Origin of the sequence: Parazoarcus communis SWub3 = DSM 12120 (assembly GCF_003226565.1) — a bacterium.
GTDB classification, from domain to species: Bacteria; Pseudomonadota; Gammaproteobacteria; order Burkholderiales; family Rhodocyclaceae; genus Parazoarcus; species Parazoarcus communis.
Genome location: NZ_QKOE01000006.1, coordinates 1 through 16923, shown reverse-complemented (window position 1 = coordinate 16923; position 16923 = coordinate 1). Strand labels below are relative to the sequence as shown.

General features: G+C 63.6%; 20 protein-coding genes. 10 read left to right on the top strand and 10 right to left on the bottom strand.

Features of this window, described 5'->3' with window-relative positions; translation table 11 throughout:
* Window positions 1-4 precede the first annotated feature (4 nt).
* Together puuE and pgi are read left to right on the top strand one after the other, a co-directional pair.
* Window positions 5-937: an allantoinase PuuE gene (gene puuE, locus DNK49_RS10165; protein ID WP_110524251.1), complete on the top strand. Its 933-nt coding sequence runs from the start codon at window positions 5-7 to the stop codon at window positions 935-937.
* Between the two features lie 161 nt (window positions 938-1098).
* A complete protein-coding gene (gene pgi, locus DNK49_RS10160) occupies window positions 1099-2742 on the top strand; it encodes a glucose-6-phosphate isomerase (RefSeq protein ID WP_207806946.1) in 1644 nt (547 codons plus the stop codon).
* Window positions 2743-2757: 15 nt separating this feature from the next.
* On the opposite strand, the gene DNK49_RS10155 is transcribed toward pgi, so the two are convergent.
* On the bottom strand, window positions 2758-3780 hold the full coding sequence (locus tag DNK49_RS10155) for a glucokinase (protein WP_110524249.1): 1023 nt from the start codon (window positions 3778-3780) through the stop codon (window positions 2758-2760).
* Between the two features lie 145 nt (window positions 3781-3925).
* On the opposite strand from DNK49_RS10155, the gene DNK49_RS10150 reads away from it, so the two are divergent.
* On the top strand, window positions 3926-4231 hold the full coding sequence (locus tag DNK49_RS10150; protein WP_110524248.1) for a hypothetical protein: 306 nt from the start codon (window positions 3926-3928) through the stop codon (window positions 4229-4231).
* Window positions 4232-4468: 237 nt separating this feature from the next.
* Entirely contained in the window at window positions 4469-4654 is a 186-nt protein-coding gene (locus tag DNK49_RS10145; protein ID WP_110524247.1) for a hypothetical protein, read from the top strand.
* Window positions 4655-4735: 81 nt separating this feature from the next.
* Here DNK49_RS10145 and DNK49_RS10140 read toward each other — a convergent pair whose 3' ends face one another.
* Genes DNK49_RS10140 through pcnB form a run of 3 tightly spaced genes read right to left on the bottom strand, consistent with a single transcriptional unit; the run spans window position 4736 to window position 7033 of the window.
* Entirely contained in the window at window positions 4736-5119 is a 384-nt protein-coding gene (locus DNK49_RS10140; protein WP_110524246.1) for a DMT family protein, read from the bottom strand.
* Window positions 5120-5177: 58 nt separating this feature from the next.
* Window positions 5178-5666, bottom strand: a complete 489-nt coding sequence (gene folK / locus DNK49_RS10135; protein WP_110524245.1) for a 2-amino-4-hydroxy-6-hydroxymethyldihydropteridine diphosphokinase — start codon at window positions 5664-5666, stop codon at window positions 5178-5180.
* Window positions 5663-7033, bottom strand: a complete 1371-nt coding sequence (gene pcnB, locus DNK49_RS10130; protein WP_110524244.1) for a polynucleotide adenylyltransferase PcnB — start codon at window positions 7031-7033, stop codon at window positions 5663-5665. Before pcnB ends, folK begins: the two co-directional genes overlap by 4 nt.
* Window positions 7034-7131: 98 nt before the next feature.
* Between pcnB and DNK49_RS10125 the strand changes: the two genes are divergently transcribed.
* Window positions 7132-7962, top strand: coding sequence for a tetratricopeptide repeat protein (locus DNK49_RS10125; RefSeq protein WP_110524243.1), 831 nt, complete (start codon window positions 7132-7134; stop codon window positions 7960-7962).
* A 23-nt stretch (window positions 7963-7985) separates the two neighbouring features.
* On the opposite strand, the gene DNK49_RS10120 is transcribed toward DNK49_RS10125, so the two are convergent.
* Genes DNK49_RS10120 through DNK49_RS10110 form a run of 3 tightly spaced genes read right to left on the bottom strand, consistent with a single transcriptional unit; the run spans window position 7986 to window position 10470 of the window.
* Entirely contained in the window at window positions 7986-8648 is a 663-nt protein-coding gene (locus tag DNK49_RS10120; RefSeq protein ID WP_110524242.1) for a histidinol-phosphatase, read from the bottom strand.
* 53 nt (window positions 8649-8701) lie between these two features.
* A complete protein-coding gene (gene hda, locus DNK49_RS10115) occupies window positions 8702-9388 on the bottom strand; it encodes a DnaA regulatory inactivator Hda (protein ID WP_110524241.1) in 687 nt (228 codons plus the stop codon).
* Complete coding sequence (locus DNK49_RS10110; protein ID WP_110524240.1) at window positions 9388-10470, bottom strand: AI-2E family transporter; 1083 nt, start codon at window positions 10468-10470, stop codon at window positions 9388-9390. Before DNK49_RS10110 ends, hda begins: the two co-directional genes overlap by 1 nt.
* 139 nt (window positions 10471-10609) lie before the next feature.
* Here DNK49_RS10110 and purM point away from each other — a divergent pair, with 139 nt between their 5' ends.
* The 5 genes from purM (at window position 10610) to DNK49_RS10085 (ending at window position 15152) form a co-directional block, all read left to right on the top strand.
* Window positions 10610-11656 (top strand): phosphoribosylformylglycinamidine cyclo-ligase, encoded by a 1047-nt coding sequence (gene purM / locus DNK49_RS10105; protein ID WP_110524239.1) that lies wholly within the window; start codon window positions 10610-10612, stop codon window positions 11654-11656.
* 81 nt (window positions 11657-11737) lie between these two features.
* Complete coding sequence (locus DNK49_RS10100; RefSeq protein WP_110524238.1) at window positions 11738-12112, top strand: DUF2784 domain-containing protein; 375 nt, start codon at window positions 11738-11740, stop codon at window positions 12110-12112.
* Between the two features lie 87 nt (window positions 12113-12199).
* Window positions 12200-12448, top strand: a complete 249-nt coding sequence (locus tag DNK49_RS10095) for a helix-hairpin-helix domain-containing protein (protein WP_110524237.1) — start codon at window positions 12200-12202, stop codon at window positions 12446-12448.
* A 189-nt stretch (window positions 12449-12637) separates the two neighbouring features.
* Window positions 12638-13300, top strand: coding sequence for a hypothetical protein (locus tag DNK49_RS10090; protein ID WP_165843302.1), 663 nt, complete (start codon window positions 12638-12640; stop codon window positions 13298-13300).
* Window positions 13301-13304: 4 nt separating this feature from the next.
* Window positions 13305-15152: a sensor domain-containing diguanylate cyclase gene (locus DNK49_RS10085; protein ID WP_243632304.1), complete on the top strand. Its 1848-nt coding sequence runs from the start codon at window positions 13305-13307 to the stop codon at window positions 15150-15152.
* A 101-nt stretch (window positions 15153-15253) separates the two neighbouring features.
* Here DNK49_RS10085 and DNK49_RS10080 read toward each other — a convergent pair whose 3' ends face one another.
* The 3 genes from DNK49_RS10080 to DNK49_RS10070 form a co-directional block, all read right to left on the bottom strand.
* Window positions 15254-15616 (bottom strand): baculoviral IAP repeat-containing protein, encoded by a 363-nt coding sequence (locus tag DNK49_RS10080; RefSeq protein ID WP_110524234.1) that lies wholly within the window; start codon window positions 15614-15616, stop codon window positions 15254-15256.
* Window positions 15617-15837: 221 nt separating this feature from the next.
* On the bottom strand, window positions 15838-16041 hold the full coding sequence (locus DNK49_RS10075; RefSeq protein WP_110524233.1) for a cold-shock protein: 204 nt from the start codon (window positions 16039-16041) through the stop codon (window positions 15838-15840).
* A 203-nt stretch (window positions 16042-16244) separates the two neighbouring features.
* Complete coding sequence (locus DNK49_RS10070) at window positions 16245-16619, bottom strand: hypothetical protein (protein WP_110524232.1); 375 nt, start codon at window positions 16617-16619, stop codon at window positions 16245-16247.
* Between the last annotated feature and the right edge of the window lie 304 nt (window positions 16620-16923).

The following is a 16923-nucleotide window of genomic DNA, read 5'->3' as shown; positions in this document are numbered from 1 at the left end:
CAACATGTCTTCCATCTATCCGCGTGACCTGATCGGCTACGGCCGCAATCCGCCGCAAGCCAACTGGCCCGGTCGTGCCCGCATTGCGGTGCAGTTCGTACTCAACTATGAAGAAGGGGGCGAGAACTGCGTACTGCATGGCGACGCCGGCAGCGAGCAGTTCCTGTCCGAGTTGTTCAACCCGCCCAGCTTCCCGGACCGCCATCTGTCGATGGAAGGCGTCTACGAGTACGGTTCGCGCGTGGCCGTGTGGCGCTTCCTGCGCGAGTTCGAACGTCGCGGCCTGCCGATGACGATCTTCGGCATCTCGATGGCGCTCGAACGCCACCCCGAAGTCACCGCCGCCTTCCGCGAACTGGGGCACGAGATTGCCTGCCACGGCTGGCGCTGGATTCACTACCAGGGCATGGACGAAGCGACCGAGCGCGAACACATGCGCATCGGCATGGAGATCATCGAGCGCCTGACCGGCGAGCGCCCGCTGGGCTGGTACACCGGCCGCGACTCGCCCAACACCCGCCGTCTGGTCGCCGACTACGGGGGCTTTTTGTACGACTCGGACTACTACGGCGACGACCTGCCATTCTGGACCGAGGTGCAGAAGACCGATGGCCAGCGCGTGCCGCACCTGATCGTGCCGTACACGCTGGACACCAACGACATGCGCTTTGCCCTGCCACAGGGCTTCTCGCACGGCGACGAGTTCTTCGAGTATCTGCGCGATGCGTTCGATGTGATGTATGCCGAGGGTGAGGATCGCCCGGCAATGATGAGCATCGGCATGCACTGCCGCCTGCTCGGACGTCCTGGCCGCTTCCGCGCACTTCAACGTTTTCTCGACCATATCGAGAAGCATGACCGGGTGTGGGTGTGCCGCAGGGTGGATATTGCCCGCCACTGGATCGCGCATCACCCCTATCAGGCCGCCCAGGTTTAGCCACATACGCGGGGTTCGCCCACCGGCAAGGCCGGTCCGGCGGACCTGCGTTGAGCGGTTTGCTTACCGTCTCGTGCCATGGTGACATCGAATGCCTGCCACATTGCTGGTATGCTTAAGCCCATTCGAATATTTTTGCATCGATACGCTTGGGCTGATCCATGATGAAAACCACCGCTGCCTGGCAGGCGCTGACTGAATACCGCCTATCGTTTGGCGACACCCGGATGTGTGAGCTGTTCGCCACCGAGCCGGACCGGTTCGAGCGCCTGTCGCTACGTGCAGCGGGGCTGTTTCTTGATTACTCCAAAAACCGCATCGACGACCGCGGCCTCGGCTTGCTGGGCAATCTTGCACGTGAGCGGGGGGTGGAGCAGGCGCGTGCGGCCATGTTTGGCGGCCAGCGCATCAACACCACCGAAAATCGTGCGGTGCTGCATGTGGCGCTGCGTAATCGTGGTGAGCAGGCGATGGAGGTCGACGGCCAGGACGTGATGCCGGCGGTACGTGAGGTGCTGGCCCGTATGGGCAGTTTTGTCGAGGCGGTGCGCGAAGGGGCGTGGCGCGGGTATGCCGGCGAGACCATCACCGACGTGGTCAACATCGGCATCGGTGGCTCCGACCTGGGGCCGGCAATGGTGTGTCAGGCGCTGCAGGGATGCGCCCATCCGCGGCTGACGATGCACTTTGTCTCCAATATCGATGGCGATCACCTGGCGGGGGTGCTGGGCAGGGTCGATCCGGCACGTACCTTGTTCGTGATTGCCTCGAAAACCTTCACCACCATCGAAACCATGACCAATGCGGCCAGTGCGCGCAGCTGGTTTCTGGCCAATGGCGGCAGCGAAGCGGCCATTGCCCGGCATTTCGTTGCGGTGTCGACCAATGCCGAACGTGTGGCCGATTTTGGGATCGATCTGGCGAACATGTTCGGCTTCTGGGACTGGGTAGGGGGGCGTTACTCCTTGTGGTCGGCAGTGGGGTTGCCGATTGCGCTGCAGGTGGGTTTTGCTGGCTTCGAGGCCTTGCTGCAGGGCGCGCACGACATGGACCGCCACTTCGTCGACGCACCGCTCGAAGCCAACATGCCGGTCATCCTGGCCATGCTGGGGGTGTGGTATCGCGGCTTCTGCGGTGCGGGCAGCCTGTCGGTGGCGCCCTACGCGCAGGCACTGGCACGCTTGCCGGCCTATCTGCAGCAACTTGAAATGGAGAGCAACGGCAAGTCGGTGACGTGCTCGGGTGCGCCGGTCACCACCCCGACCTGCCCGGTGATCTGGGGCGAGCCCGGTACCAATGGGCAGCATGCCTTCTTCCAGTTGCTTCACCAGGGCACTGACCTGATTCCCGTCGATTTCATCGTGCCCTTGCGTGCCGGTCATGGTTTGCCGGGACATCACCGTCTGTTGCTGGCCAATTGCATTGCGCAGAGCAAGGCGCTGATGGTGGGCAAGTGCGCGGATGAGGTGCGTGCCGAACTCGGTGCGAGCGGCCTGTCGGGCGAGGCGCTGGAGGCGCTGGTGCCACACCGGGTGTTTCCCGGCAACCGCCCGAGCAACACCCTGCTGTTGCCGGATCTGTCGCCGCGCTCCATTGGTGCGCTGATCGCGCTGTACGAGCATAAGGTGTTCGTGCAAAGCGTGATCTGGGACATCAACGCCTTTGACCAGTGGGGTGTGGAACTCGGCAAGCAGATTGCCAGCCGCATCGGTGCCGAACTTGCAGGTGAGGCGGAGGGTCAGCACGACGCCTCGTCGCAAGGCCTGATCGCGCTTGCGCGACAGGCCCTCAACGGTCAGGACTGACTCGCGCGTGCCCGATCAGCGTCCGGCGGCAAGGTCGCGCGCCAGGATGCGCGCGGCGCCCGTCAGAGCGGGGTAGGGGGCGTTGATCACATAGGTGGGAATCGCGGCCAGATAGGCTGAAAACCGGCCCTTGCGTTCGAAACGCGCGCGAAATGGCGACTGTGCAAAGAATCCGCCCAGCTGCGGCACGATTCCGCCGCCGATGTAGATCCCGCCACGTGCCCCCAGCGTTAGCGCCAGATCTGCGGCCACCGTGCCCAGAAAGGCGCAAAAATGCTCCAGCGCGGCCCGGCATAACGCAGATGTGCCGTTCAGGCCCAGGTGACTGATTTCGGTTGCCGTGATGGCGTCGCTGTACTCGCCACGCAGCGTGCCCAACGCCTGATACAAGCTGATCAGCCCCGGGCCGGACACTACCCGTTCGGCCGAAACATGCGGATGAGTGCGCGCCAGCAGGGCGAGTAGCGCGGCCTCCTCGGCATTCGATGCCGCGAGCGTGACGTGGCCACCTTCGCCCTCGATCACCGCGTGGTCTGTCCCGCAAGGTATCAGTCCGGACACCCCCAGGCCGGTGCCGGCACCAACCAGGCCGATGGCTCGGCCGGGTTCAGGCTTTCCGCCGCCGATCTGCTGCAGGTTGCTGGGGGGTAATGCTGGCAGGGCCATTGCCAGCGCAGCGAAATCGTTGACCACACGTAGGTGATCGAAATCCAGTGCTTCACGCAACTGGGCAATGGAAAACGCCCAAGCATGGTTGGTCATGCGTACCGCATCACCATCGACCGGATTGGCAATGCCCAGCGCACCCCAGCGCGGACGGGGGGCGCCCGTCTGGTCGAGATAGTGTCCAATGGCCGCATCCAGGCCCGGGAAGCGCGCACAAGGGTAGGCGGCAATGGCCTCGGGTGTGCCGCCCGGAGCGCGGATCAGGGCAAAACGCGCGTTGGTGCCGCCGATGTCGCCAACCAACTGTGGATAGGCGTTGGCCGGCGGCACCGAGGGTGGAAGGGGCAGGGTGGGGGGGGGGATGGTGGGCATGGCAGTGGGCAAGGTTTTGTGCCGGACGCTGGTTCGATGTGGGGGCGGGGGGCGTCCCCTTGCCGTATGACGGCAACTCAAGTTCTTGGCGCAAGCAGCCGTAATCAAGACCACAATATAGCCAAATTGTGTCTTGTCCGGTCCAATGCGTGTCCTGATCCTCGTCATCCTGTCGCTGTTCGCCACCTTGCCCGCACAGGCGCAGGACGCGCCCGCCGCGGCGCCTGCTGCTGAGGCTGGGGCGGACCGCGCCTGGCGGGACACCACCGGCTACCGCTTTCCGGCGATTGCCAAAACCGTCGCCGACATGCAGAACCTGGCCTATGCGATGACCCTGCGTGACTACTGCGCGGATGCACGCGTTCCCGACGACTTCGTGCGCGAGCGCCTGGCGCGATTCAGCCGGATGACCGGGCGCGAAGAAAGCTGCCAGACCCTGCTCGATTATTGACCCTCAAAGCGGCTCACGCCGGTTTCTCCTCCGGCCGCATTCGGCGTGATTTCCAGTTGCCGAGGGGGTGTCCGCATGTTGCGCCAACGCGGCATTTTGTACGCTGGCGTATCCAGCACCGTCCGTGAGACATGGCGATGCAACTCTCCGTGCCTGCGGATAAATCCGGCTTACATCGCCTTGTTTCAATCCTCTCCATGCCCCCTGGCGTGGGGCGCTTGCTCAAGGAGTACCGAAATGAAGATCTGGATGAAAGCCGCTGTTGCCACCCTCGTTCTTGCCATGCATGCCTGGGGAGCCACTGCCGTGCTGGCCGGTCCTTGCCAGCCGTCGGTGGCAGAGGTCCGTGTCGGGCCTTTGCAGACGCTGTGGCCTGATGTTGAACGTATTATGGAAATCCAGGCTATTCTCCATACCCTTTGACTTGGTCGCTGTCGTCCGGGGGATACCGGGGCATGCCGTTGCACGGTTTTGACAGGTCAGGGCGTCGTGGCCCTGAGCGGCTCAGCTGCGGAAGATGAAATACACCGCCCCCACCATGCACAAGCCCGCCCACAGGTAGTCCAGCTTCAGCGGTTGTTTCATGTAGAGCACGACGAAGGGGATGAATACCAGCAGGGTGATCACCTCCTGCATGATCTTCAACTGGGCCAGGTTCAGCTCGGTGGCGCCGATGCGGTTGGCAGGCACCTGCAGCAGGTACTCGAACAGGGCAATCCCCCAACTGACCAGCGCAGCCACATACCATGCCTTTGACTGCATGTTCTTCAGGTGGCCGTACCAGGCGAAGGTCATGAAGATGTTGGAGGCGGTCAGCAATACCGCAGTTTGCAGCCAGATCGGGATGCTCTGGAAGGTGGCGATCGGGGCGCTGAGCCAGGCGGGCATGAAGGGCTCCTGAAAGGTCAGGAAGGAAGGCGTCGGTGAATGGAATCAGAAGACCGGGTCAGAGGCGTGCGATGGCTTGGTCGGTCATGGCTGGCAGCAAGGCATGGGCGGGCCCGATGCCGGGAATCGTCAGCTCGGGGGCAAGCTCCAGCAGCGGGTGCAGCACGAAGGCGCGCAGGTGCATCCGCGGATGGGGGACGATGAGTCCGGGCGTATCGATACAGGCATCACCGTAAAGCAACAGGTCCAGATCCATGGTGCGCGGTGCCTGATGGTAGTCGCGCGTGCGGCCACCCGCATGCTCGATGGCCAGCAGGGCTGCAAGCAGGTCCTGAGGCGGCAGCGCGGTGTCGATGGCGATGACGGCGTTGATGTAATCGGGTTGATCGTCGCCGACGCCGACGGGGGCGGTACGATAGCAGGACGAACAACCGGCCACCTGGGTGGCGGGCAGGGCGTCGAGTGCTGCGCGTGCCTGGGCGAATGCCGTCAGCGGCTCACCCAGATTGGCCCCGAAGGCGACATAGGCGCGTACTGCGGCGCTCATTCTGCGTTGGCGTCAGAGGTGGCGATGCTGGCCTCGGTATTGGTGCCTGCCGGCTTGCGGCGCTTGCGCCTGCGCTTCTTGGCGGCGGGCGCTGCCTCGCTGCTGGTCGGGGCGTCGCGCAGCAGGGCATCGCGTTGTTCGTGGCCAGCGTGGGCGAAACGGTCCCACCAGTCGGGAATGTCCATCGAAATCTCGCCCGACTGCGCCCGCAGGCGCAGGAAGTCCCAGCCCGCACGGTAGCGGGGCTGTTCGATCAGGCGATACGGGGTCTTGCCGACCCGCTTGTCGAAGCGCGGCTGCAGTGCCCAGATGTCCTTGATGTCGCCGGCAATGCGGCGGGTGATGGCAAGCTTGCGCGCCTGGCTGTCGAGCACTTCGTCCATGGCTTCGAACAGCGCGGGTTGCGGGTACTCGCCCTTGGCCTTGCGTGCTTCCCAGTTTTTCAGCACTTCGTGCCACAGCAGGGTGGCAAACAGGAAACCGGGCGAGACCGACTTGTCCTGACGCACGCGCTCGTCGGTGTTCTCCAGCGACAACCAGACGAAGCGCTCGCCCATCGGTTGCTCCAGGATCACGTCCAGCAACGGCAGCAAGCCGTGATGCAGGCCTTCTTCGCGCAACTGGGTGAGGCATTTGACTGCGTAGCCGGAGAACAGCAGCTTGAGCATCTCGTCAAACAGGCGTGCGGCGGGTACGTTTTCCAGCAGCACTGCCATCTCGCGGATGGGCGTACGTGCCGCGGGGTCGATCGACAGGCCCAGCTTTGCACCCAGGCGCACTGCACGCAGCATGCGTACCGGATCTTCGCGGTAGCGGGTGCGCGGGTCGCCGATCATGCGCAGGGTTTTCTGCTTCAGGTCGGCGACACCGTGGTGGTAGTCGACGATGACTTCCTGAGTCGGGTCGTAGTACAGCGCGTTGACGGTAAAGTCGCGACGGGTGGCGTCTTCGGCCTGCGAGCCGTAGACGTTGTCGTGCAGCACCCGGCCGTGCTCGTCGGTTTCGGCGTCCTGGCTGGCGCGGAAGGTGGAGACCTCGATCGTCTCCGGGCCGCTCATCACATGGACGATCTTGAACCGGCGGCCGATGATGCGCGAGCGGCGGAACAGTGCGCGTACCTGCTCTGGCGTGGCACTGGTGGCGACGTCGTAGTCCTTGGGGGGGTGACCGATCAGCAGGTCGCGTACTGCGCCACCGACGACGTAAGCCTTGTGGCCGCCTTCCTGAAGGACGGCACAGACCTTGCGTGCTGCAGGTGAGAGTTGTTCGCGGCGAATGCCGTGCTGCTCGACCGGAATCAGGGCGGGTTCGGTTTGGACGGGGGTGGCAGCGCGGGTGAAAACCTTGCGCAGCAGCTTTCGGATCATCGAATCTTCAGTTTTTCGTATCAGTCAAGCCCGCAATCATAACCGATGCGCGGAGTTGCCATTCGTCTGCATCGATATAAGCCAACAGGAGACACAACATGAACCACAAGAGATCACGATTTTCGTTGCGCAGATGGCACCTTGCGCTGGCTTTGTGTGCGGCTTTGCCAGGTGCAGCCAGTGCGCTCGATGACAACGAACTGACCGACCTTGTCAATCAGCCCAGTATTGCGCTGTACAAGGCCTATGCCGAGTTCAAGATGGCCAATTACGACGACGCGCGCCGCATCTGGCAGGCGCTGGCGGCACAGGGGGTGGCCGAGTCCTGGTTCAATCTGGGCATCCTGGCCGAGGACGGGCTGGGCGAGGCACAGGACATCGGCGAGGCACTGCAGCGTTATGAGCGCGGTGCCCGCGGCGGGTCTTCGAAGGCACAGTACCGGCTGGGTCTGCTTTATCTGGAGGGCAGGGTGGTTGCGGCTGATCGTACTCGGGCGGCGCAGTGGTTCGAAGCCGCAGCGGCCGCGGGCGACCACGATGCCGCGCGGCAGTTGCAGGCGTTGGCGAGCGGGGCCGACGCCGATCCCTATCTGCGGGCGCGAGCCGATGAATCCGCTGGCCGCTCGGCCGAGGCAGTGGAGGCTTACCGGCGCTTGTCGGATGCGGGCAACCTGCGCGCCCGTACCCGGCTGGCGTGGATGCTGGAAGCAGGCCGTGGCGTGAGGCGCGATCTGGCTCAGGCCGCCGATCTGTTCGAGTCCGCCGCACAAGGCGGCGATGCCGAGGCACAGTATGCCTTGTCGGTCATGCTGCGTACGGGTGCGGGCCGGCCCATGGATGAGGCTGCCGCCCAGCGCTGGCTGATGCGTGCGGCCGAGGGCGGCTATCCAGAGGCGGTCGCGGTGCTGCGTGACCGCATGCCACGCTGAAGGCCGGCCGCCCGGTGCCGCGCTCAGCGTAGTGAGATGACCGGCCAGCCGCGCTTTACGGCGTGTGCGCGCAAGGTATCGTCGGGATCGACCGCGACGGGCTTATCGACCTTCTGCATCAGCGGCAGGTCGTTATGCGAGTCGCTATAGAACCAGCTCTGTTCGAAACTGCCGAAATACAACCCGAGTGATTCCAGCCAGGCTTCCACACGCTCGATCTTGCCGCCCTTGAACGCCGGTGTGCCGCGTGGCTTTCCGGTAAAGGCGCCATCCTGCTGCGCGGGGATGGTGGCGATCAGGTGCGGAATGCCGAATTCGCGCACGATCGGGCCGGTCACGAAACTGTTGGTGGCGGTGACGACTGCGACGATGGCGCCGCGCTCGAGATGCTGATTGACCAGTGCCCGGGCCTGGGCAGTGATCATTGGCCGGATGCTGTCCTGCAGGAATTCACGATGCCAGGCGTCGAGTTCGGCACGGCTGTGACGGGCCAGCGGGGCAAGCTGGAAATCGAGGAATTCGAAGATATCCAGGGTGCCTGCCTTGTACTGCTCGTAGAAGGCAATGTTCTTCGCTTCCTGCACTTCGCGGTCGAGCACGCCTTTGCTGATCAGGAACTGGGCCCAGGCAAAGTCGGAGTCGCCGGCCAGCAGCGTGTTGTCGAGGTCAAAAAGGACGAGATCCATGCGGGTTCGGTCTATCCAGGCAGTAAGGGTTGAGTGGTGGGGAGGGGCGATGTTCAGATCGCCAGTCCGCGCTGCATCATCTCGCGCAGCAGCGGCAGGGTGATGGGCCGCTTCTGTTCGAGCGACGCGGCATCGAGTGCGTCGAACGCGGCCAGCAGGCTGGGCAGGTCTCGGCGGCCGTGGCGCAACAGAAAGTCGCGTACCTCGTCGGCCAGACGCAGGCCGCGGCGCTCGGCCAGGGTGGCGAGGATGGCCGCGCGCGAATCGTCGTCCAGGGCCTGCACTTCGTAGATCAGGCACTGGCCGATGCGGGTACGCAGATCCTCGCGCAAGCTCAGCCCCAGGGGTGCGACCGGGCCCGCGAGCAGCAGTGACTGGCCGTTGAGGCGAGCGCGGTTGAAGGCATTGAACACGGCGATCTGGGCGGCCGGCGACAGCTGATCGGCATCGTCTATGGCCAGCAGTGCTGCTTCGGTTTCGGGCAGCGTGTCCTGAATCGACGCAGCGTTCAGATAGTGCGCAGGGCGCCCACCGGCTTCGGCCCGGGCCGTGGTGGCTTGCAGCAGGTGGCTGCGGCCATTGCCACTCTCGCCCCACAGGTAAAGATGAGGGGCGGGCAGGGCGCGACGGTCGGTCGCAAGCAGCGACAGGCTGGCGACCAGTTCGGCATTGCCGCCAGCGACAAAGTTGTCCAGCGTGGGCGGCGCGTCGGCGCGGATGTCCAGGGTCAGTTGTTTCATCATTTCGACGACCCTTGTTCGCCCAGGTAAAGTTTGCTGGAAAACCAGGCGCTACTGACCTGGCGCAGGCCGACCAGCAGGGCGGCACTGACCGGCAGTGCCACCAGCACGCCGACAAAACCGAAGAGTTGGCCGAAGGCCATCAGTGCAAAGATGACTGCCAGCGGGTGCAGGCCGATGCGCTCGCCCACCAGGTACGGCGTCAGCAGGAAGCTCTCGATCAACTGACCCAGCCCATAGACCACTGCCACGCCGATCAGCGGCGTCATGCCGTCACCCTGCAGCAACGCAGCCAGAACGGCCAGCAGCAGGCCGCCGCCGAAGCCAACGTAGGGGATGAACACCAGCAGACCGGTGATGACCCCGACCGGCAGGGCGAAATTGAGTCCTGCAATCGACAGGCCGATTGCGTAGAACACCGCCAGCAGCAGCATGACCGACAATTGTCCGCGCAGGAACTCGGACAGGACCTGATCGACTTCGCCCAGCGTCTTTGTCGTGCGTTCCAGCCATGGCCGGGGTACGGCCATCTGCAAGCTCTTGATCAGGCGCGGCCATTCCTGCAGCAGGTAGAACATCACCACCGGAATCAGGAACAAATTGGCCAGAAAACCCATGAAGGCGAGCCCACCGGTCTTGAGATGGCCGAGCAGGATGGGAACCACGTCCTGGGCGCTGTCCCAGTGTTGGCTCATCCAGTCGCGGAACTGGCTGGCCTCGAGCTGGAACTCGACACCCAGCCGGGCAGCCAGCAGGGGGCTGACGCTATGGTTGAACAGTTCGACCAGGTCGGGCAGGCGGCGCGCCAGCGTCATGGCCTCGCGGTACAGCATGGGCAGCAGCACCAGAATGAGGGTGATCAGGATCAGACCCATGCTCGAGATCACCAGCAGCACCGCTGCTGCGCGCGGCAGGCGGCGCGCCACCAGCCAATTGACGGCCGGGTCGCAGATATAGGCGAACACCGCAGCGACCACAAAAGGCGTCAGGATGGGCGAAAGCAGCCAGAACAGGCCGATCAGCGCCAATGCGACACCGGCCCAGGCAGCTGTTTGCAGACGGTCGGCGCGGGAAGCGTTCATTTCAAGTAAAATCGCGAGCCTGTTGCGGACAAACGTTGTCCGTGAAACCCGTAAATGTAGCCACTTGGTGTTGCCGCCTCAAGCGCAATGCAATGCCAGGCGGCTGGAAACCGCATTCAGTACTGCCAGAGGAACGACCTTGAGCGCCCAGAAACCCTCCCTTTCCTATCGTGACGCCGGTGTCGACATCGAGGCCGGCGACGCCCTGGTCGACCGCATCAAACCCTTCGCCAAGCGCACCATGCGCCCCGAAGTGCTGGGTGGCATCGGCGGTTTCGGCGCCCTGTTCGAGCTGTCGAAAAAGTTCAAGGAGCCGGTGCTGGTGTCCGGCACCGATGGCGTCGGTACCAAGCTCAAGCTGGCCTTCCACCTGAACAAGCATGACACGGTTGGGCAGGATCTGGTGGCAATGAGCGTCAACGACATTCTGGTGCAGGGTGCCGAGCCACTGTTTTTCCTCGATTACTTTGCCTGCGGCAAGCTTGATGTCGATACCGCCGCTGATGTGGTCAAGGGGATTGCGCAAGGCTGCGAGCTTGCGGGTTGTGCGCTGATCGGTGGCGAAACTGCCGAAATGCCCAGCATGTACCCCGACGGTGAGTACGATCTGGCCGGTTTTGCCGTGGGTGCGGTGGAAAAGGCCGACATCATCGACGGCAGCAAGATCGTGCCGGGCGACGTCGTGCTGGGGCTGGCTTCCAGCGGTGCGCATTCCAATGGCTATTCGCTGGTGCGCAAGATCATTGAGCTTGCCCAGCCCGACCTTGACGCCGATTTCCACGGCCGTCCGCTGCGCGACGTCGTCATGGAGCCGACCCGTATCTATGTCAAGCCGCTGCTTGCGCTGATGCAGTCCATGCCGGGCGTGGTCAAGGGTATGGCTCACATCACCGGTGGCGGCATCACCGAAAACGTGCCGCGCATCCTGCGCGACGAGCTGACTGCCCGCATCGAGGCCAGCAGCTGGACCTTGCCGCCCTTGTTCCAGTGGCTGCAGCAGGCTGGCAATGTCGATGCACAGGAAATGTACCGAGTGTTCAACTGCGGCATCGGCATGGTCGTGGTGGTTGCCGCCGACGTCGCTGACGCGGTTGCGGCCCAGCTGAGCGCCGCGGGTGAGACGGTGTATCGCATCGGCACCATCGACAGTCGCAAGGACGGTGAGGCGCAGACCATCGTCGCCTGACCCCGGCCAGGGTGACGGCTCCGGCTGGTCGCTGTGCAGAACCCGGTTACGTGCCGGGTTTTGCGTTTCTGGAGGGCCTGCATGACCTATCGCCTTGCCGCCGATGCGGTGCTGGTGCTTCACCTTGCCTTCATCCTGTTCGTACTGGCAGGTGGCTTGCCGGTCTTGCGCTGGCCGCGCGTGGCCTTCGCCCACCTGCCAGCCGCGGCCTGGGGCATCCACATCGAGCTCAGCGGCGGCTTGTGTCCGCTGACGCCGCTGGAAAACACGCTACGTGCTCGGGCCGGTCAGGCGGGCTACGAGGGCAGTTTCATCGAGCACTATCTACTACCCGTCATCTATCCCGACGGATTGACACGTGAGCTGCAGCTTGCATTGGCGGGTACCGTCGTGGTGGTCAATGTGGCGGTCTACTCCTGGGTGTTGTGGCGTCGAGGCAAGGCACCCTCCCGCTGAATCACCGGTTCGGCATGCCGTGCCATCGTCATGTATCATGCCCTTCTGGATGCAGCACGTTGGCGTCGGTCACCGCAGGAGTCCCCCATGCCATTTCCGATCGAAGAGCGCATGGCGCTGATGCGCCTCAAGGGCGTCGGCCCCACCGTGATTGCCCGGCTGGAGCAGATGGGCTACGAGTCGATCGTCCATCTTCGAGGGGCCAGCACGATGGACATCGTGACCCGGGCATCCGAGCTGGTCGGCTCCAGTTGCTGGAAGAACAGCCCGCAGGCGCGTGCCGCGATCCGTGCGGTGATCGATCTGGCAGATCAATGGGAGGCAGGGCAGGACTGATCCCTCGCATGTTGCATGGTGTCGTGCCGCCAGCTTCAGAGGGCGGAGCCGGTCCCAAAAAATGCCAATGCTGCAGTGCCTGCGGGGTATCATCAGCACCATTGCCGGTCGCGCACTGCGCCGGCCATCGAGAGAGGGCGTTCCGGTATGCCGTTTCCACTCGAGATGTGTTTTCCTCGCAGGCAGGGTGTGTGGCCTGTACTGCTGTTCTCCGGCCTGAGTGTGCTGCCGCTTGAGTCGCAGGCGTGTGACGGGCCTCGGGATGTGCGTGAGGCCGATCTGGCGACCATCCAGGCTTTCGTCCGCGACAGCGGGCGCTCCGTGCTGACTTTTGTCGGTTATTCCGGCGCGGGTTACGAAGACGCTGCTGCCATGCTGCAACAGGCCGAGGTCATCCTTGCGGCAGAAGCCCCCGAAGCAACGCTGATCAACATCGGCGCTACTGCGGAGGGCATTGGTGCGGTCTATCAGCTTGCCAAACGCCGCGGCTTCTCCACCTTGGGCATCGTGTCTACGCTGGCCCGTGACGAGCGCGTCGCCTTGTCGCCCTGCGTTGACCATGTGTTTTACGTGCCGGATGGAAGCTGGGGTGGCCGATTGGCCGACACTGGTGTGCTGTCACCCACGTCTGCTGCGATTGTGGCGGTCAGCCGGGCGATGGTCGGTATTGGTGGGGGAGACATTGCCCGTGACGAGATGCTGGCGGCACGTGCGTTGGGCAAGCCGGTACGGTTTTTTGCCGCGGACCTGAACCATGCTCAGGCGCGGGCCAGGGCCCGGGCGGGGGGGATGGCAGAGCCGCTGGATTTTCGTGGATCGGCCGAGCCGGCAATATTGTTTTCCAGAGAGTAGTGTCTTGCGCAAGCGTACCGGAATCCCGTTGAACCTGTTCATTGCCCTGTTGTGCGGGCTGGGTGTGGCCGGACTCTGGTTGGTGACGCTGCAACGCGTCGTGTTCGAGCGTGAGCAGTCCATCGCTGCGGCGATGAAGTCCAACACCCACCTGGCGATTGCCTACGAGCAACAGGTATTCCGCACGCTGAAGGCTGCCGAGCAGGTTGCTGCCTTCGTCCGTGAGCAGTATCTGCAGAAAGGGCCGGACATTGATCTGTGGCGCTGGGTCGAACGACAGACGATCCGCGAATCGATGTTCACCATCGTCAGTGTGGTGGATGAAACCGGCCAGATCGTCAGCAGCAGTCAGCCGACGGGCCGGGTGAATTACACCGATCGCGAGTTCTTCCAGGCGCACCGGACGGCCGGGGAGGATGTCCTGTTCGTCAGCCGCCCGGTACTGGGCCGTGTTTCCGGACGCTGGCAGATCCCGATGTCGTTGCGCATATCGCGCCCGGACGGCGGTTTTGGCGGCGTGGTGGTGATGTCGGTGGATCCGGCCAACTTCACCGCGTTTGACCGCCATGCCGACCTCGGTGGGCAGGGCTTGCTGGAGCTCACCGGGCTCGATGGTGCGGTGCGCGCACGCAAGCTTGGTGGCGCAGACAGCTTTGGCATGGACGCGCGCAGTCTGGCGTGGTTCCGGCTGCAACCGACATCGCCGGAAGGAGAGCTCATCGACCATCGCAGTCTGGAGGACGGCGTCGAGCGCATCATCAGCTATCGCCGGATGGCAGGCTATCCGTTGATGGTGGTTGTCGGTACGGCGTATGCCGAAGAACTGGCGCTGGTCTCCCAACGGCGCGGATCCTACCTGGTGATGGCGGGTAGCGCGACCGCCGTCCTGGTGTTGTTTGCCAGTCTGCTGATGCTGGTACTGGCCCGTCAGCGTACGGCCGCAGATGCCTTGCGCGCCAGCGAGGCAGTGTTCCGTGCAACCTTTCACCAGGCCGCGATGGGGATTGCCCATATCGCACCGGATGGACGCATCCTGGGGGCGAATGAAAAGTACTGCCAGATGCTGGGTTATGACGGCGACGAATTGCGCGAGCGTAGCGTATTTGAACTGAGCGATGCGGACAGCCAGGACGAGATCCGGCAGTTTCTCGCCAGCCGCCTGGCGGAACACTCGCCACTGGCCGCGCCGGAGATCGAAAAAACCTACCGGCGCAAGGACGGCAGTACGCTATGGGTCTGCGAGGCACTCAGTGTGGTGACGGATGCGGATGGCAAGGCGGAGTTCCTGGTGGCGGTGGCGCAGGACATTACCGCGCGCAAGGCGCTGGAGGCACGGCTGTCGCACGCCGCCCTGCATGACGGACTGACCGGTCTGCCCAATCGCGTGATGTTTCTCGACCGTCTTGACCGGGTGCTGGAATCCGCCCGCCGGCACGGTGACCTGGCCGCAGTGTTGTATATCGACCTGGATGGCTTCAAGGCGGTCAACGACAGCCGTGGCCACGCCGCGGGCGATGCCCTGTTGCAGCAGGTGGCCCGTCGGCTGGAGGGCTGCGTTCGGGCGGAGGACACCGTGGCTCGACTGGGGGGCGACGAGTTTGGCATCGTGCTCGCGGCGCTGGCCAGAACCCAGGATTGCGAGGCCGTCGGTCGCAAGATCATCCAGGCGCTGGCGCGGCCTTTCCTGCTGGATGAAAGCGAAGTCTGCATCTCGGCCAGTGTTGGCGCAGTGGCGTATCCCGCCCATGGCGAAGATACCCGTTCATTGCTGGTGAACGCAGATACCGCCATGTACGTTGCCAAGCATGCCGGGAAGAACAGGTTCAGCTGGGGTGGAAGACCGGCAGCATAGCGTGCATCCGCCCCAGACCAAGGTGCAGAACGTGCCCAGTCAGGGCGAGTACAGGCCGGGCGGGCTTGTCCTGCCTGGCCGCCCCGCGTACCCTCGGCGGGTCATTCGACCGGCGCAAAACCATAGTAGGAACCGTAGGCCGAGGGTGCCGGTTCGTAGGCAGCGACCTTGATCGCATCGGTGACGCTGACCATGTCGGTAAAGCCGTCGATGCCCCGTTCATCCCCAAGCCACTTTGCCTCGATCTCCCGCTCAGACAGTCCGGTGAGCTTCAGGTTGTGGTCAAGGCGCGCCGAGCGGTATTCGAAAGCGGTATCGTGGGCGATGAACAGCGTGTGCGGGCAGGCGGTGATGCGGGTTTCGTCGTCGGGGTCGGCACCCATGACGCGCACGCCGCAGAATGGACAATGGACCGGAGTGTAGTAGAAGGTCTTGAGTTCAGTTCGCTGGATGAGCTGGGACACGGGGTTTTCCTTGGTCGACAGGGATGATCGGGCGTGCACGGACGGCACGCGGGAAAAGTGCGGGCGGTGCGTCGTGCTTTCTGAAGCTTCTCAGTGAGGACGAATGCTGCCACGCGGCTTTTGAGCGCAAGGCGGGCGCTTGCGAAGCCCAAAAGCAAAAGGCCCGACAGGGGTCGGGCCTTGAGATGACCTGCGCCGGAGGCGCGAGGTCGAACTACAACTTACTCGGCGCGAATGTTCGACGCTTGCAGGCCCTTGGGGCCATTGGTCACGTCAAAGCTGACGCGCTGGCCTTCGGCGAGGCTCTTGAAGCCCTGGCCCTGGATTGCGGAAAAGTGCGCGAAAAGGTCATCGCCACCTGCTTCCGGGGTGATGAAGCCGAAGCCCTTGGCGTCGTTGAACCATTTAACTGTACCTGCTGCCATGTCTTGAATCTCCTGAAAATGGGGAAAGCCCCCTGAATGGGGCGAGTATCAAGACGGCGAGGTATGACTTGGGGGAATACGACCGAAAAATCGGATACGCCTACAAACAAACTACACGACTTGAATATCGCTGACGTGCAGTATGGGGGAAGCCCGGCAATAACGATAGCTTTATTTTTGATTATTTTACGCAGCACGATTTGTCAGTCGGCTTTGCCCGTGGTGCGCGCCTCCAGTTCCCGCGCCAGAATCCAGCCCGCAGCCTCCAGCATCACGACCGAAAGCCCCGGTGCAACCAACAGCCCCAGCCCCGGCACGAACTTCGACAGCTCCTTGGCGACGGTCTTGACCGGTTGTTGCAGCATGCTGTTCTTCATCGAGGCGATCGCCATCGCTTTTGCCGCTTCCTGGGTAATGCTGCCGCCGAACACGCCACACAGGCTCATCGCCATCGAGCTCATCGTCACCATGTCGGTGGCGAAGCCCAGGCCCGGCACCGGTACCGCATTGCCGGCAGCGGCTGCGGCTGCGTGGCTGTGGATGATGTTGCGGCACTTTTTCAACTGGTCTTCTGTCATCGGGACTCCGGGCGCTTACCGTTTCAATGAGCAGGACTTGCACAGCTGGCTGCATGCAGGGGCCTGTACGGTTGGGAGCACGTCGCTTCGTGAAGGTTCTTCGGCGCCCGGAATGTTGGCACGTTCGCGAGCTTCAGGGCAACCGGAGCCTGTGTTGGCGGGGTTGTCACCCCGCCCTTGGCCCGGCATGCCGGTAGCCCGCATTGACAAGGTAGATCAGCGGAGGACTTCACATGCATACGTTTCATCTGGGCATCGATGTGGCCAAGGCCAAGCTCGACTGCGCCTTGCGTACGCCCGCAGG

Bases quoted from the DNA above. Each gene is read 5' to 3' on its own strand.
- DNK49_RS10140 (WP_110524246.1), bottom strand. From the start codon at position 5,119: ATGCCCGCCTGGCTCAGCGCCCCGATCGCCACCTTCCAGAGCATCCCG.
- hda (WP_110524241.1), bottom strand. From the start codon at position 9,388: ATGAAACAACTGACCCTGGACATCCGCGCCGACGCGCCGCCCACGCTG.
- DNK49_RS10155 (WP_110524249.1), bottom strand. From the start codon at position 3,780: ATGCCCACCATCCCCCCCCCCACCCTGCCCCTTCCACCCTCGGTGCCG.
- DNK49_RS10095 (WP_110524237.1), top strand. From the start codon at position 12,200: ATGCCATTTCCGATCGAAGAGCGCATGGCGCTGATGCGCCTCAAGGGC.
- DNK49_RS10110 (WP_110524240.1), bottom strand. From the start codon at position 10,470: ATGAACGCTTCCCGCGCCGACCGTCTGCAAACAGCTGCCTGGGCCGGT.
- puuE (WP_110524251.1), top strand. From the start codon at position 5: ATGTCTTCCATCTATCCGCGTGACCTGATCGGCTACGGCCGCAATCCG.
- DNK49_RS10100 (WP_110524238.1), top strand. From the start codon at position 11,738: ATGACCTATCGCCTTGCCGCCGATGCGGTGCTGGTGCTTCACCTTGCC.
- pcnB (WP_110524244.1), bottom strand. From the start codon at position 7,033: ATGATCCGAAAGCTGCTGCGCAAGGTTTTCACCCGCGCTGCCACCCCC.
- DNK49_RS10150 (WP_110524248.1), top strand. From the start codon at position 3,926: ATGCGTGTCCTGATCCTCGTCATCCTGTCGCTGTTCGCCACCTTGCCC.
- DNK49_RS10125 (WP_110524243.1), top strand. From the start codon at position 7,132: ATGAACCACAAGAGATCACGATTTTCGTTGCGCAGATGGCACCTTGCG.
- DNK49_RS10120 (WP_110524242.1), bottom strand. From the start codon at position 8,648: ATGGATCTCGTCCTTTTTGACCTCGACAACACGCTGCTGGCCGGCGAC.
- DNK49_RS10075 (WP_110524233.1), bottom strand. From the start codon at position 16,041: ATGGCAGCAGGTACAGTTAAATGGTTCAACGACGCCAAGGGCTTCGGC.
- pgi (WP_207806946.1), top strand. From the start codon at position 1,099: ATGATGAAAACCACCGCTGCCTGGCAGGCGCTGACTGAATACCGCCTA.
- DNK49_RS10070 (WP_110524232.1), bottom strand. From the start codon at position 16,619: ATGACAGAAGACCAGTTGAAAAAGTGCCGCAACATCATCCACAGCCAC.
- DNK49_RS10145 (WP_110524247.1), top strand. From the start codon at position 4,469: ATGAAGATCTGGATGAAAGCCGCTGTTGCCACCCTCGTTCTTGCCATG.
- folK (WP_110524245.1), bottom strand. From the start codon at position 5,666: ATGAGCGCCGCAGTACGCGCCTATGTCGCCTTCGGGGCCAATCTGGGT.